The sequence below is a fragment of the Pseudomonas sp. WS 5146 genome, from assembly GCF_012985495.1.
Taxonomy (GTDB): domain Bacteria; phylum Pseudomonadota; class Gammaproteobacteria; order Pseudomonadales; family Pseudomonadaceae; genus Aquipseudomonas; species Aquipseudomonas edaphica.
The window spans coordinates 953807-968359 of the sequence record NZ_JAAQWL010000001.1; the positions used below are offsets into that span (position 1 = coordinate 953807).

The 14553-nt window shown below is 60.6% G+C and carries 12 protein-coding genes; 4 read left to right on the plus strand and 8 right to left on the minus strand.

From position 1 onward, the window contains the following. Nucleotides 1-74 precede the first annotated feature (74 nt). Nucleotides 75-842: a sulfite exporter TauE/SafE family protein gene (locus HBO41_RS04325; RefSeq protein ID WP_169985231.1), complete on the minus strand. Its 768-nt coding sequence runs from the start codon at nucleotides 840-842 to the stop codon at nucleotides 75-77. A 99-nt stretch (nucleotides 843-941) separates the two neighbouring features. Here HBO41_RS04325 and HBO41_RS04330 point away from each other — a divergent pair, with 99 nt between their 5' ends. The 4 genes from HBO41_RS04330 (at nucleotide 942) to leuA (ending at nucleotide 6390) form a co-directional block, all read left to right on the plus strand. Continuing rightward, complete coding sequence (locus HBO41_RS04330; RefSeq protein WP_169985233.1) at nucleotides 942-1832, plus strand: LysR family transcriptional regulator; 891 nt, start codon at nucleotides 942-944, stop codon at nucleotides 1830-1832. Between the two features lie 10 nt (nucleotides 1833-1842). Then, nucleotides 1843-3222: an exodeoxyribonuclease VII large subunit gene (gene xseA, locus HBO41_RS04335; RefSeq protein WP_138450312.1), complete on the plus strand. Its 1380-nt coding sequence runs from the start codon at nucleotides 1843-1845 to the stop codon at nucleotides 3220-3222. A gap of 3 nt (nucleotides 3223-3225) precedes the next feature. Beyond that, nucleotides 3226-4047 carry a peptidoglycan DD-metalloendopeptidase family protein gene (locus tag HBO41_RS04340; RefSeq protein ID WP_017134679.1) on the plus strand — a complete coding sequence of 274 codons (822 nt, stop codon included), beginning with the start codon at nucleotides 3226-3228 and terminating at the stop codon, nucleotides 4045-4047. A gap of 663 nt (nucleotides 4048-4710) precedes the next feature. Continuing rightward, on the plus strand, nucleotides 4711-6390 hold the full coding sequence (gene leuA / locus HBO41_RS04345; RefSeq protein ID WP_017138560.1) for a 2-isopropylmalate synthase: 1680 nt from the start codon (nucleotides 4711-4713) through the stop codon (nucleotides 6388-6390). A gap of 247 nt (nucleotides 6391-6637) precedes the next feature. Here leuA and HBO41_RS04350 read toward each other — a convergent pair whose 3' ends face one another. The 7 genes from HBO41_RS04350 to ispG all read right to left on the minus strand — a co-directional run bounded on the left by HBO41_RS04350 (nucleotide 6638) and on the right by ispG (nucleotide 14551). Continuing rightward, the gene (locus HBO41_RS04350) at nucleotides 6638-7429 is read right to left on the minus strand and encodes an amidohydrolase (protein ID WP_169985235.1); all 792 of its coding nucleotides are present in this window, start codon (nucleotides 7427-7429) and stop codon (nucleotides 6638-6640) included. After that, nucleotides 7417-8565, minus strand: coding sequence for a pyridoxal phosphate-dependent aminotransferase (locus tag HBO41_RS04355; RefSeq protein WP_169985237.1), 1149 nt, complete (start codon nucleotides 8563-8565; stop codon nucleotides 7417-7419). Before HBO41_RS04355 ends, HBO41_RS04350 begins: the two co-directional genes overlap by 13 nt. Before the next feature lie 133 nt (nucleotides 8566-8698). After that, a complete protein-coding gene (gene der, locus HBO41_RS04360) occupies nucleotides 8699-10168 on the minus strand; it encodes a ribosome biogenesis GTPase Der (protein ID WP_053135513.1) in 1470 nt (489 codons plus the stop codon). 135 nt (nucleotides 10169-10303) lie between these two features. Next, nucleotides 10304-11455: an outer membrane protein assembly factor BamB gene (gene bamB, locus HBO41_RS04365; RefSeq protein WP_017135954.1), complete on the minus strand. Its 1152-nt coding sequence runs from the start codon at nucleotides 11453-11455 to the stop codon at nucleotides 10304-10306. Then, complete coding sequence (locus HBO41_RS04370) at nucleotides 11448-12089, minus strand: tetratricopeptide repeat protein (RefSeq protein ID WP_017135953.1); 642 nt, start codon at nucleotides 12087-12089, stop codon at nucleotides 11448-11450. The genes bamB and HBO41_RS04370 overlap by 8 nt, the downstream gene beginning before the upstream one ends. Before the next feature lie 41 nt (nucleotides 12090-12130). Then, on the minus strand, nucleotides 12131-13420 hold the full coding sequence (gene hisS, locus HBO41_RS04375; protein ID WP_017135952.1) for a histidine--tRNA ligase: 1290 nt from the start codon (nucleotides 13418-13420) through the stop codon (nucleotides 12131-12133). Between the two features lie 21 nt (nucleotides 13421-13441). Further along, nucleotides 13442-14551, minus strand: coding sequence for a flavodoxin-dependent (E)-4-hydroxy-3-methylbut-2-enyl-diphosphate synthase (gene ispG, locus HBO41_RS04380; protein ID WP_056858733.1), 1110 nt, complete (start codon nucleotides 14549-14551; stop codon nucleotides 13442-13444). Nucleotides 14552-14553: the final 2 nt, after the last annotated feature.

The window sequence follows — 14553 nt, forward strand, 5'->3', positions numbered from 1 at the left end:
CATTCACCTGTGGGAGCTGGCTTGCCTGCGATGAGGCCTTGAAGCCTGGCAGCTTAATCCCTGCCCCACACAGGTCAAGCGCTCAAATACCGCCCAATCAATGCAATCCCACTGGCCAACACCAACCAAGTCACCAAGCGCACAAAGGCTTCGCGGGACATCCGCATCGTCAACCTGCGCCCACACCACAGCCCCAGGGCCATCGCCGGCAACAGGCACAGCGCCAACAACAGCAACGGCAAGTCCGCATACACCCCGGCAATCAGGAACAGACTCAAGCGCACCACCGTGCTGCAACTGATCAACGCACTTTGCGTGGCCCGCGCCGCATCCTTGGGCAAACGGCTGTTGAGGTAGATCGCATATAAAAAGCCGCCGCTGCCGAACAGCGCACCAAACAGGCCGCCGACGGTGCCCATTGGAATCGACCAACCTTTGGAAAGCTGAGTGGGCCGCGCCTTCACCGACAAGCTGTAGATCGCATAGGCGCTGATAAACACCCCCATCAGCAGCAACAGCAGATCCGAATGCAGGTTGAGCAGAAAGATCACACCCAGCGTACAACCGATGGCCATGCATGGCAGCAACCGCAGCAGCTCGGGCTTGTTCACGTCTCGCCGCGATTGCAGCAGATTGCCAAAGGCCGCGACAAAATCCAGCAGCACCAGCAGCGGGATGATCTTCGACAGCGGCATAAACACAATCAGGATCGGCCCCGCCACCAGCGCCGTGCCAAAGCCTGCAATACCGAAGACGATATAGGCCAGCACCACACCCAGGCCGATGACCAGCCAATCGACACCACTGAACGACCACTGGCTCATCAGCTCAACCGGGCTCATGTCGTATTCCTTGAAAGAGATAACCAACACTTTAGCCATCGCCGAGTGTTGCGACTAATATCTTCAAAGCCCTCCACTTATCTTGAAAAGGCATGACAAGTGATCTCGACCCGCCAACTGCGCTACTTCGTAGAGATCGCCGACAGCGGCAGCTTCAGCGCCGCCGCCGAGCGTTTGTTCGTGGCGCAATCGGCCCTGAGCCGCCAGATCAAGGCGCTGGAAACCCAGCTGCAAACTTCACTGTTCGAACGCACCGCGCGCCAGCCCCGGCTGACGGCGGCGGGCGAAGCCTTTTACCCGAGGGCGCGCAACCTGCTGAGCGAGCTGCTCAAGGCCAGCGAGATGGCCACCCTGGTTGGCAAGGGTCAGCTTGGCACCCTGCGCCTGAGCCATTCGAGCACCGTGCCGATGAGCGGGCCATTGCTGCACGGCATCAGCACCTGGCTGCAGCGTTGCCCCGGCGTATCGATGGATATCGTCAAACTGTCTTCCGAGGCGCAACTTGAAGAAATTGCCGACGGGCGCCTGGAAGTCGGCCTTTTACGGTTACCGGTGCTGCGACAGCGCGAAGGCGTGCGCGTGGTGCCTTTATATAGCGAACAACTGTTGCTGGCTGTGCCGCCCAATCACTCGCTGGCCCGCAGTAATAACCCGATCGAACTGGAGCAACTCAAGGACGAAGCGTTTATCTCGATCCCCCATCCCCAACGCGGCGGCCTGAGTTATCTGTCGGCCGAGCTGTGCATGCGTGCAGGATTTTTCCCCAAGGCGGCGCGAGTGATGTCGCGCAAAACCACGCAGTTGCAACTGATCCAGGCCGGATTCGGTATTGCCTTGTTACCAAAATCCATGCAGGACATTGCCCCCGCCAACCTGCACTTTTTGCCCCTGGCCGACCCGGACTGCCTCAGCACCGTGGCCTTGGCCTGTGCGCAGAAGCCAAGCGCGCTGGTGGAGCAATTCTGCCAAACCTTGCGCGAATGCCTATAAACTGCCGCCCATGATTAAAGATCCTTTTGCCCGCTTGGGCCTGGACCGCGAAGTCCTGACTGTCAGCCAGCTCAACGGTCGCGCGCGGGTGTTGCTGGAAGACGTGTTCACCAATATCTGGGTCGAAGGCGAGATCTCCAACCTCGCCCGCCCGGCTTCCGGCCATGTGTATTTCACCCTCAAGGACAGCGGCGCCCAAGTGCGTTGCGCGCTGTTTCGCAACAACGCCGCACGGGTGCGCCAGGCGTTGAAGGACGGCCTGGCGGTGAAGGTGCGCGGCAAGGTCTCGCTGTTCGAAGGCCGGGGCGACTACCAACTGATCCTCGACACCGTGGAACCTGCTGGCGATGGCGCGCTGCGTTTGGCCTTTGACGCGTTGAAGGAAAAGCTCAGCGCCGAAGGCCTGTTCAGCGCCGAGCGCAAGGTGCCGCTGCCGGCGCACCCTCGGCGCATTGGGATTATCAGCTCGCCGACGGGCGCGGTGATTCGCGACATCATCAGCGTGTTCCGTCGTCGTGCGCCGAACGTTGAACTGACACTGATCCCCACCGCCGTACAGGGCCGCGAAGCCATCCCGCAGATTGTGCGCGCGCTGAAAATGGCGGATGCGCGCGGTTTCGACGCGTTGATCCTGGCCCGAGGCGGCGGTTCGCTCGAAGACCTGTGGTGCTTCAACGAAGAAGCCGTGGCCCGCGCGGTGGATGCCTGCGTGACGCCCATCGTCAGCGCCGTCGGCCATGAAACCGACGTGTCGATCTGCGACTTTGTGGCCGACGTGCGCGCCCCCACGCCCTCCGCCGCCGCCGAATTGCTCGCGCCAGATGCCAGCCACTTGGTGCGCCAAGTCGAAAACCTGCACCGCCGCCTGGTGATGCTGATGCGCAACCGCCTGAGCCATGATCGCCTGCGCCTGGAAGGCATGGCCCGCCGCCTGCGTCACCCTGGCGAACGTCTGCGCCAGCAAGCCCAGCGTTTGGACGACCTGGACATGCGCCTGCGCCGCGCCTTCGAGCGCAGCCTCAATACCCGTCGCGAACGCCTGATCCGCCTCGAAACCCGCCTCGCAGGCCAACACCCCGGCCGTCAACTGGCGTTGCTGCGCCAGCGCCTCGATAGCCTCGCAGAACGCCTGCCCCGCGCCATGCGCGAAGGCCTTAAGGCACGCCGCCTGCAACTGCAAAGCCAGGTGCAGACGTTGCAGGTGGTCAGTCCGCTTGCGACTCTGGGCCGTGGCTACAGCATCCTGCTGGACGAGCGCGGCCAGGCGATCCGCAACGCCGCGCAAACCCACACCGGCCAACGCCTGACCGCGCGGCTCGGCGAAGGCCAATTGCAGGTGCGGGTGGAAGATAACCACCTGACGCCCGTCACCCTTTCGTTACTGGATTGATTGATGCCACGTTTATTTAGCCTGCTGATGCTCTTGTGCCTGACCTTCAACGCCCACGCCGACAGCTACATCACGCGGTTGCTGAACAAGCCGGTGCCGGGTGGCGTGGCGGTGGTCGACCTCGGCACTTCGGCCAGCGCGCCCAAAGCCACCTACCTGAACCGGCCGGTGCTTGTGGTCAAGGAACAGAACAACTGGCTGGCGATTGTCGGGATCCCGCTGACCGTCAAACCCGGTACCGAGCGCATCACCAGCGGCGGGCAGAACTTGCCGTTTGTGGTGGGCTTCAAGAAATACCCCGAACAGCACATCACCTTGAAGAACAAAAGCCAGGTGAACCCGGCCCCGGCGCAACTCAAGCGCATCGAGGGCGAACTGGCCGTGCAGCTCAAGGCTTACCGCAGCTTCAGCCCGAACACACCGAGCAACCTGCTGCTGGACAAACCGGTCAACGGGCCACTGTCGAGCAAATTCGGCGTGCGCCGCTTCTTTAATGGCGAGGAACGCAACCCGCATTCGGGCCTGGACTTTGCCGTGGGCGCGGGCACGCCGATCAAGACGCCGGCGGCGGGCAAGGTGATCCTCACCGGCAATTACTTCTTCAACGGCAACACCGTGTTCGTCGACCATGGCCAGGGCTTTATCAGCATGTTCTGCCATATGTCGAAGATCGACGTCAAAGTCGGCGACCAACTGGCACGCGGCGCAGTGGTGGGCAAGGTCGGTTCCACTGGCCGTGCAACCGGGCCGCATATGCATTGGAACATCAGCCTTAACGATGCGCGGGTTGACCCGGCGATCTTTATTGGCGCGTTCCAGCCCTGATAAAAATATTCAACCTACCGGCCTCATCGCGGCATAGGTATCTACGCAACTTTTAAAAGCAGCCTATTTCTCCTGTGGCGAGCAGGCTTGTCCTGCGTTGGGCTGCGAAGCGGCCCCAAAAACAGACGCTGAGTACTTTCAGCAAAATTGCCGTGCCTGTACTGGGGCCGCTTCGCAGCCCAACGCAGGACAAGCCTGCTCGCCACAACAGCCCACCTGCCACAGACTTCGTGTTAACCGGTTGTGTAGATACCTATGCTCATCGCGGGCAAGCCTGGCTCCCACAGGTGAACGCGATTCCCTGTGGGAGCCGGGCTTGCCCGCGATGACGCCAGGCCTGCCAGCCCAATTGCGCGCCCGATAATTACCGCGCAATAAAAAGAAACCCCACACTCAATAACCGACACAAAATATCGAATCCCAGCCAAATATCAGAACTTATCTCAATTTTTCCCGACTGCTTGCCATCTTTCACCCCTGCGGTTAGGGTTGAGCTTATGAAAACCTCTCACACCCTCATTCAGCTCCGCCAGCACCGCAGCCTGTGCCTCGTCAGCGCACGACTGCCAGGCTGAATCGATCTGCCTCGTCCCAAGCTTCGCCCCCAATAACAGTTTTACGGCAGGCCGCCTTTTCTCGGCCCCTACTACAAAGGATTTCCCGATGAGCATGCTCAAAGACCCGTCTTCGAAGTACCGCGCGTTCCCGACCATCGATATCCCGGACCGCACGTGGCCGTCGAAGACCATCACTGAAGCGCCGATCTGGTGCAGCTCCGACCTGCGTGATGGCAACCAGTCGCTGATCGAGCCGATGGACGCCGCGAAAAAGCTGCGTTTCTGGAAGACCCTGGTGTCTGTAGGCGTGAAGGAAATCGAGGCCTCGTTCCCAGCCGCGTCGCAAACCGACTTCGACTTCGTGCGCACCTTGATCGAAGACAACCACATCCCCGCGGACACCACCATCCAGGTGCTGACCCAGGGCCGTGAAGACCTGATCGCACGTACTTTCGAATCCCTGCGCGGCGCTAAAAAGGCCATCGTGCACTTGTACAACGCCACATCGCCGTCGTTCCGCCGCATCGTGTTCAACCAGGACAAAGATGGCATCAAGGCCATCGCGGTCAACGCGGCAAAGCTGTTCGTCAAATACGCCGCCCAGCAGCCGGAAACCCAGTGGACTTTCGAGTACTCCCCAGAGACCTTCAGCGCCACGGAGTTGGAGTTCGCCAAGGAAGTGTGTGATGCGGTGATCGAGGTATGGAACCCGACGCCAGAGCACAAGATGATCCTCAACCTGCCGGCCACGGTTGAATGCGCGACACCCAACATCTATGCCGACCAGATCGAGTGGTTCGGCCGCCATATCAACCGTCGTGACAGCGTGATCATCAGCCTGCACACCCACAACGACCGCGGCACCGGCGTGGCCGCCACCGAGCTGGGCCTGATGGCCGGCGCTGACCGTGTCGAAGGCTGCCTGTTCGGCAACGGCGAGCGTACCGGTAACGTCGATCTTGTGACCGTAGCCTTGAACATGTACACCCAAGGCCTCGACCCGCAGCTGGACTTTTCCGATATCGACGGCGTGCGCAAAGTCGTCGAGGAGTGCAACCAGATTCAGGTGCACCCACGTCACCCGTACGTCGGCGACCTGGTGCACACCGCATTCTCCGGCTCCCACCAGGACGCAATCCGCAAGGGCTTTACCCAGCAGAAAGCCGACGCACTGTGGGAAGTGCCGTACTTGCCGATCGACCCGGCGGATATCGGCCGCAGCTACGAGGCGGTGATCCGCGTAAACAGCCAGTCGGGCAAAGGCGGCATCGCCTACCTGCTGGAGCAGGAGTACGACATCAGCTTGCCACGCCGCATGCAAATCGAGTTCAGCCAAGTGGTACAGGCCGAGACCGACCGCGTGGGCCTGGAGATGACTGCACCACAGATCTACGCCTTGTTGCAGCGTGAATACCTGCAAGCCAACACCCCGTACGCGCTGGTCAGCCATCGCCTGCAGGAAGAAAACGGCAATAGCACCGTGGAAGTGGAAGTCTCGGGCAAGGGCCAGGGCGAAACCAACCTGCGCTGGAACGGCAAGGGCTACGGCACTTTGGAAGCGCTGGTTGCGGCGCTGCCGATCAAGGTTGAGATCATGGACTACAACGAACACGCGATCGGTGCCGGTACCCATGCCAAGGCGGCGGCTTACATCGAGCTGCGCGTGAACGGCGAGCGTCCGGTGCATGGTGTGGGGATCGATGAAAACATCACCACGGCGAGCTTCAAGGCGGTGTTCAGTGCGCTGAACCGCTCGTTGAGCCAGCTGGAAGCGAAGGCGGCGTAAGCACTGTCGCGGTAATGCAAAAGGCCCCTGGGTGAGAATCCAGGGGCCTGATCGTTCCCACGCTCTGCGTGGGAATGCCTGCGGTGACGCTCTGCGTCACAACTCTGAAAGCGGACGCAGAGCGTCCGGGGCTGCATTCCCACGCGGAGCGTGGGAACGATCTGTAGGGCCCCATCGCGGGCAAGCCCGGCTCCCACATTGGAATGCATTCACCTGTGGGAGCGGGCTTGCCCGCGATAGCGGTCTGTCAGACAAACTGAAATCTATCGGCATCCAGATTCGCTGGAAATTTTTCGCGATACATCGCCAACTCTGCCGCATTCAGGCACACCTGAAACACCCCGTCCGCCTCCCCCGCACTCAGCAAGGTCTCACCCTGGAAGTCCAGCACCTGGCTGTCCCCGGTGTAGGCAAAGCCCTTGCCATCGGTACCCACCCGATTGACTGCCGCCACGTAACACAGGTTCTCGATAGCACGCGCCGGCAGCAAGCGGTTCCAGTGCTGACGGCGCGCACCTGGCCAGTTCGCGGTGTACAGCAGCAGGTCAGTGTCCTGGGCATCACGGCTCCACACCGGGAAGCGCAAGTCGTAGCAAATCAACGGGCGTATACGCCACCCCTTCAACTCGAACTGTACCTGGCGCTCGCCGGGCGTGTAATGGTCGTGCTCGCCAGCCATACGGAACAGGTGACGCTTGTCATAGTGCAACACTTCCCCGTCCGGGCGTGCCCATAGCAGACGGTTACGGTGGCTGCCGTCGGCTGCCTGGATGATCACGCTGCCGGTGATCACCGCGTTGTACTTCGCCGCCTGGGCTTGCAGCCAATGATGAGTCGCGCCATGTTCCGGCTCGGCAAGGGTTTGCGACTCCATGGAGAAACCGGTGGTGAACATCTCCGGCAGTACAATCAGGTCGGCGCCTTTGGCCTGCTCCAGCAACAGTTCGAAATGTTCGAGGTTGGCCTGACGGTCATGCCATACCAGGCTGGTCTGGACCAAGGCGATATTCAGGTCGGGCAATGCAGTCAAATCACGCATAGTTTCTCCGCCGCGTGTTGCAGCGTCTCCTCGCGTTTGGCAAAGCACAGGCGCACCAGGCGCTGGCCTTGCGGCGGGCTCTGATAGAACACCGAGACGGGGATGGTCGCCACGCCGTGTTCGCGGGTCATCCACAGTGACATGGCGACGTCATCCAGGTCGGGGCGAATCTGCGAGTAATCCACCAGTTGGAAGTAAGTGCCGGCCACCCGGGTAAAGCTGAAACGCGACGGCGCCAGCAGGTCGCAGAACAGGTCGCGCTTGGCCTGATAAAAGGCCGGCAATTGCTCGACGTGTTCCGGGTGTTCGGCCATGAAGTCAGCCAAAGCGTACTGCAAAGGGGTCACGCCGCAAAAGTTGACATATTGATGCACCTTGCGCAGCTCGGCGGTCAGGGCCGGTGGTGCGACCACGTAGCCGGTTTTCCAGCCGGTGACGTGGTAGGTCTTGCCGAAGGAGCTGACCACAAACGCCCGCTGATACAACTCTTCGTGGGCCAGCACGCTGACATGGGGCACGCCATCGAACACCAAATGCTCATACACCTCATCACTGACCAGGTAGATATCACGGTCGCGGATCAGTTCAGCCAACTGGTCCAGGTCCGCCCGGCTGATCAACGCGCCGGTGGGGTTGTGCGGCGAGTTGAGGATGATCATGCGCGTGCGCGGCGAGAGCGCAGCCTTGATCTTGTCAAAGTCGAGCGCGAAGCCTTGCAGGCTCAATTGCACATGCACGCAACGGCCACCGGCCAGCTCGACCGACGGCTCGTAGCTGTCGTAGCTGGGGTCGAACACGATGACTTCATCGCCGTTGCGGATGACCGCCTGGATCGCGCAAAAGATCGCCTCGGTCGCGCCTGGGGTGATGGTCACTTCGCTGTCGACATCCACTGTGGCGCCATAACTGCGGGCGATCTTGGCCGCCACTTGTTGGCGCAACACGGGCAGGCCGGTCATCGGTGCATATTGGTTATGGCCGAGGGCGATATGCTTGCCCACGGCATTGAGCAACCCTTGAGGGCCATTAAAATCGGGAAAGCCCTGGGACAGGTTAAGCGCGCCGGTTTCGGCAGCCAATTGCGACATTGTAGTAAAAATGGTGGTGCCGACATTCGGCAGCTTGCTGGTGATCATCGGAGGCCCCTGCAGGTGAGCCCCAAGTTTTAAGCTGCCCTAAGCATCGGGTCAAGGCACAAACCACCGCGCACAAAAAAGGGCTCCAAAGGAGCCCTTTTTGCAGCGTGTCGCTCACAACTCAAAGCGGCGCTTATTTCTTGTCGCGGCGCTTCTTGTCGGCCTTTTTGTGGTGAGTCATCAAACGACGCTTCTTGTTCACCTGACGGTCAGTCAGTGTGTTCTTGTTGCCTTCGTATGGGTTCTCGCCACCCTTGAACTCGATACGGATCGGCGTACCGACCAGTTTCAAGACACGGCGGTAGGTGTTTTCCAGGTAACGCACGTAGGACTTGGGCACCTTCTCGATCTGGTTACCGTGGATCACGATAATCGGCGGGTTGGCACCACCCAAGTGGGCGTAACGCAGTTTGATCCGACGGTTGTTGACCATCGGTGGCGCGTGCTCACCGACCGCATCTTCCAGGATCTGGGTCAGGCGGTTGGTCGGCCAGCGGGTAACCGCAGACTTGAACGAGTTCTGCACGGACGCGTAGAGGTTGCCCACGCCGGTGCCGTGCAGTGCCGAGATAAAGTGGATATCGGCGAACTCGACGAAGAACAGCCGACGTTGCAGCTCGATCTTGACGAAATCGCGCTCGCTCGGCGTCATGCCGTCCCACTTGTTGATCGCGATGACCAGGGCACGACCGGCTTCCAGGGCAAAGCCCAGCAAGTTGAGGTCGTGGTCCACCACGCCTTCGCGGGCGTCCATCACGAAGATCACCACGTTGGCGTCTTTGATCGCCTGCAGGGTTTTGACCACCGAGAACTTTTCAACTTCCTCGTGGATCTTGCCGCGCTTGCGCACACCGGCGGTGTCGATCAGCGTGTACTTCTCGTCGTTACGTTCGAACGGGATGTAGATACTGTCGCGGGTAGTACCCGGCTGGTCATACACGATGACCCGGTCTTCACCGAGCATGCGGTTAACCAGGGTCGACTTGCCGACGTTCGGACGGCCGATGATGGCGATCTTGATACCGTCTTTTTCGCTCGGGCCAGGAATGCGCTTGGCTTCCTCACCTTCGGCAACGATCTCTTCCTCGCCCTCTTCTTCCTCAGCGTCATCCTTGGGGAAGTCGCGCAGGGCGATTTCCAGCATCTGGGTGATGCCGCGACCGTGGGCACCGGCGACCGGGATCGCATCGCCCAGGCCCATTGGGCTGAATTCGGCACGGGCCGCTTCAGGATCGATGTTATCGATCTTGTTGGCGACCAGATAGGAACGCTTGTTGCGCTTGCGCAGGTGCTCGCCAATCATCTGGTCGGCAGCGGTGTAGCCCGCACGGGCGTCCACCAGGAACAACACGACATCGGCTTCTTCGATAGCGAGCAGCGACTGCTCGGCCATCTTTTCGTCCATGCCATGCTCGTCACCGGAGATACCACCGGTGTCGACAATAATGTAGGAGCGCCCTTGCCACTTTGCCTCACCGTATTGGCGATCACGGGTCAGACCGGACAAGTCGCCAACGATGGCGTCACGAGTCCTGGTCAGGCGGTTGAACAAGGTGGACTTGCCGACGTTAGGTCGGCCCACCAGGGCGATTACGGGAACCATGCGGCTCTCCACTTCGTTATTTCAGAAAATACAAAAGCCGCTGCAAGGCAGCGGCTGGTGCTCGGGGCAGCATAGTCAAATGCCGCATGCCCCGCCGAAGCGGGGCCGCCTGGGTTTTACCCCAAGCATAGTTGCTTACTTGATGGTCAGGGCTTCCAGCTTGCCGCTGTTGCCAAACACGTAAAGCATGTTACCCACAACCAGCGGACGCGCACGCAGACCGTCGCTGTCGATACGCTCGCGGCCGACAAAACGACCGTCTACCTGGCTCAGCAGGTGCAGGTAACCTTCGAAGTCACCTACCGCTACGTAGCTGGAGAACACTTCCGGTGCCGACAGTTGACGGCGAGCCAGGGAGTCGTTGCTCCACAGCGCAGTGGTGGAACGCTCGTCGACACTTTCAACGGTGCCGGAAGCGAGGCTTACGTAGACGCTGCCGAACCCTTGGGCGACACCGGCGTAGCTGGAAGCATCACGCTGCCAGTTGATGCGGCCGCTTTGCAGGTCCAGCGCCGCAACACGGCCCTGGTAAGTGGCCACGTAAATGGTTTCACCCGACAGCAGCAGGCCGCCGTCGATGTCCACTACGCGGTCCAGCTCGGAGCGACCTTGCGGGATGGCCACACGGGTTTCCCAGGCCGGCACGCCGTTCTGAGTATCCAGGGCGACCACTTTACCGGTCGACAGGCCAGCAACGGCCAGGTTGTTCGTCACAATCGGACCACTGGTACCGCGCAGGGTCAACACCGCCGGGGTGCTGTCATACAACCAGCGCTGGTTACCGGTGGCGGCATCCAGGCCGATCACACGGTCATCCTGGGTCTGCACCACGACAACGTCGCCGTTGGTCGCCGGCGCTGCGAGCACTTCACTGGTCACCCGAGCGCGCCATTTCTCTTCACCCGTTGCCGAGTCCAGAGCCACCACGTCGCCTTTAAGCGTACCGATCAGCACCATGCCGTAGCCGACGCCCACACCACCGGAAACCGGCAGCTCGAGGTCTTTCTTCCACTTCACGTCGCCATTCATACGATCCATGGCCATGACAACGCCAGTGGAGTCAGTGGCCACGATGTTGTCGCCGTCGATTGCCGGCTGCAACAAGTTGTACAGGTCGCCCTGGCCGTCACCGACGGAGCGGCTCCACTGCTTTTGCAGGACCACTTCTTCCTTGAAGCTGGTCAGCTCGGCAGGAGGCAGTTCTTTTTTACTGTTGCTGCTGCAACCCGCGGCCAGAACGGCCAGAGCCAGCAATGCTGCATGTTTCCAACGGATCACGTCACGCATCCCCTTTGGCCAAGTCGTCCAGCTTGATTTGTAAGCCACCGACCGCTGCTTCATCAGACAGCGCCGCCTTGGCTTTTTGGTACGCAGCATGGGCTTCGTCGGTACGACCCAATTGGACCAACAGGTCGCCCTTGAGCTCTTCACGAGTGGCCACAAATGCCTTGTCAGCATCGCCGTCGAGCAGTTTGAGTGCTTCGTCAGCCTTGTTCTGTGCCGCCAATACCTGCGCCAGGCGCTGACGTGCGATTTCACCCAGGGTCGGGTTGGTCGGTTTGTCGGCGATGGCCTTCAGCTCGGTGGCTGCGTCATCCAGCTTGCCGGTGTCGACCGCAACTTTCGCGACGAACAGGCTGCCGTACTGGGCGTAGGTGCTACCGCCAAATTCGTTTTTCAGCTTGCCGGCAAGGTCCGCCACTTGGGCTGGATCAGGCTTGCCGTCCGGCGTCAGCGTGGTTTCCAGCAATTGCTGATAGAGGATCGAGGCGCCTTGGGACTGGTTGGCCTGATACTTGTGCCAGGCTTGCCAGCCGAACACCACCACTAAAGCCAGCAGACCGCCAGTAACCAGGGGCTTGCCGTTACGCTGCCACCAGTCCTTGAACTCGGCCAGTTGCTCATCATCAGTACTCGACACCCCAATACTCCTTAATCGCTAAATTCGGCTGTTCGACAGCTTCAACCCTGCACGACGCAGGTGGCCAAGTGCGCGGCGAGCGCATCAAAGGCAATGTTCTGTTGCTCGCCCTGGCCACGCAGGGGTTTGAAACCTATCACTTGCTGGGCCAGTTCGTCATCGCCGAGGATCAGCGCATACAGCGCGCCGCTCTTGTCGGCCTTCTTGAACTGGCTCTTGAAGCTGCCGGCGCCGGCATTGATCTGCAGGCGCAGGTTCGGCAGTTGGTCACGCACTTTTTCGCTCAGGGCCAGGGCTGCCAGTTCGGCGGCCTCGCCAAAGGCGCATAGGTACACGTCCACCTGACGGGAGATTTCTTCCGGGACCTGCTCCAGGGTTTCCAGCAGCAGGATCAGCCGCTCGATGCCCATGGCGAAACCTACGCCGGTGGTCGGCTTGCCGCCCATTTGCTCAACCAGGCCGTCGTAGCGACCACCGGCACACACGGTGCCCTGGGCGCCGAGTTTGTCGGTGACCCACTCGAACACGGTCTTGCTGTAGTAATCGAGGCCACGCACCAGTTTAGGGTTGATCACGTAGGGAATACCGGCCGCATCCAGGCGAGCCTTGAGGCCCTCGAAGTGCACGCGGGATTCGTCGTCCAGGTAGTCGGCCATTTTCGGCGCGTCGACCAGTACGGCTTGGGTGTCGGCGTTCTTGGTATCGAGGACGCGCAACGGGTTGGTTTTCAGACGGCGCTGGCTGTCTTCATCCAATTTGTCCAAGTGAGCAGACAGATACTCGACCAGGGCAACGCGATAGCGACCCCGGGATTCGCTGGTGCCCAGGCTGTTGAGCTCAAGCTTGACCGCGTCGCGGATGCCGAGCAGGCCCCACAGGCGCCAGGTCAGCACGATCAGCTCAGCGTCGATGTCCGGACCATCGAGGTTGAACACCTCGAGGCCGATCTGGTGGAACTGGCGATAACGGCCTTTCTGCGGGCGCTCGTGGCGAAACATCGGGCCGATGTACCACAACTTCTGCGGCTGGCCACCACCGGTGAGGCCATGCTCGAGCACGGCACGCACGCACGCAGCGGTGCCTTCCGGACGCAGGGTCAGGGAGTCGCCGTTGCGATCTTCAAAGGTGTACATCTCTTTTTCGACGATGTCGGTCACTTCACCGATGGAGCGCTTGAACAGCTCGGTGAACTCGACGATCGGCATGCGGATCTGCTTGTAACCGTAGTTATCCAGCAGGCGCGCGACCGTGCTCTCGAAGTAGCGCCACAGTGGCGTCTGCTCCGGCAGGATGTCGTTCATGCCACGAATGGCTTGCAGAGACTTGCTCACATCTAATCCTTAAATTCGTTCTTAGCCGCGCGCGATCAGCGCTGCGTCAGCCGCAACCTTTTCAGCTGCTTTCTCGCGGATCAGCTTTTCCAGATGATCCACGAGATTCTCATTCGTCAGTTTCTGCGACGGCTTGCCGTCGATGTAAATCAGGTTCGGTGTACCGCCAGTCAGGCCCACATGAGCTTCCTTGGCTTCACCCGGCCCATTGACCACACACCCGATCACCGCCACATCCAGCGGCACCAGCAGGTCTTCGAGGCGCAGCTCCAGGTCGTTCATGGTTTTCACCACGTCGAAGTTCTGCCGCGAGCAGCTCGGGCAGGCAATGAAGTTGATGCCACGGGAACGCAAACGCAGGGATTTGAGAATGTCGTAGCCGACTTTCACTTCCTCTACGGGGTCTGCCGCCAGGGAGATGCGGATAGTATCGCCAATCCCTTCGGCGAGCAGCATACCGAGACCCACCGCAGATTTCACTGTGCCTGAGCGCAAACCGCCCGCTTCAGTGATACCCAGGTGCAGCGGCTGCACGATTTCCTTGGCCAATAGGCGGTAGGCTTCTACCGCCATGAACACGTCGGAGGCCTTTACGCTGACCTTGAAGTCCTGAAAATTCAGGCGTTCAAGGTGCTCGACGTGGCGCAATGCCGACTCAACCAGCGCGGCTGGGGTTGGTTCGCCGTACTTTTTCTGCAGGTCTTTTTCCAGCGAACCGGCGTTGACGCCGATACGGATGGGAATGCCACGGTCACGTGCCGCGTCCACCACGGCGCGCACACGGTCTTCGCGACCGATGTTGCCCGGGTTGATGCGCAGGCAGTCCACACCCAGCTCGGCCACACGCAGAGCGATTTTGTAGTCGAAGTGAATGTCGGCGACCAGCGGAACCTTGACCAGTTGCTTGATGCGGCCAAAGGCCTCGGCAGCGTCCATGTCCGGTACGGATACGCGCACGATGTCCACACCGGCGGCTTCCAGACGGTTGATCTGGGCGACTGTGGCGGCCACATCATTGGTGTCGCTGTTGGTCATGCTCTGCACTGCGATAGGGGCATCGCCACCTACCGGTACGGAGCCGACCCAGATCTTGCGCGATACGCGACGTTTGATTGGAGATTCGCCGTGCATGA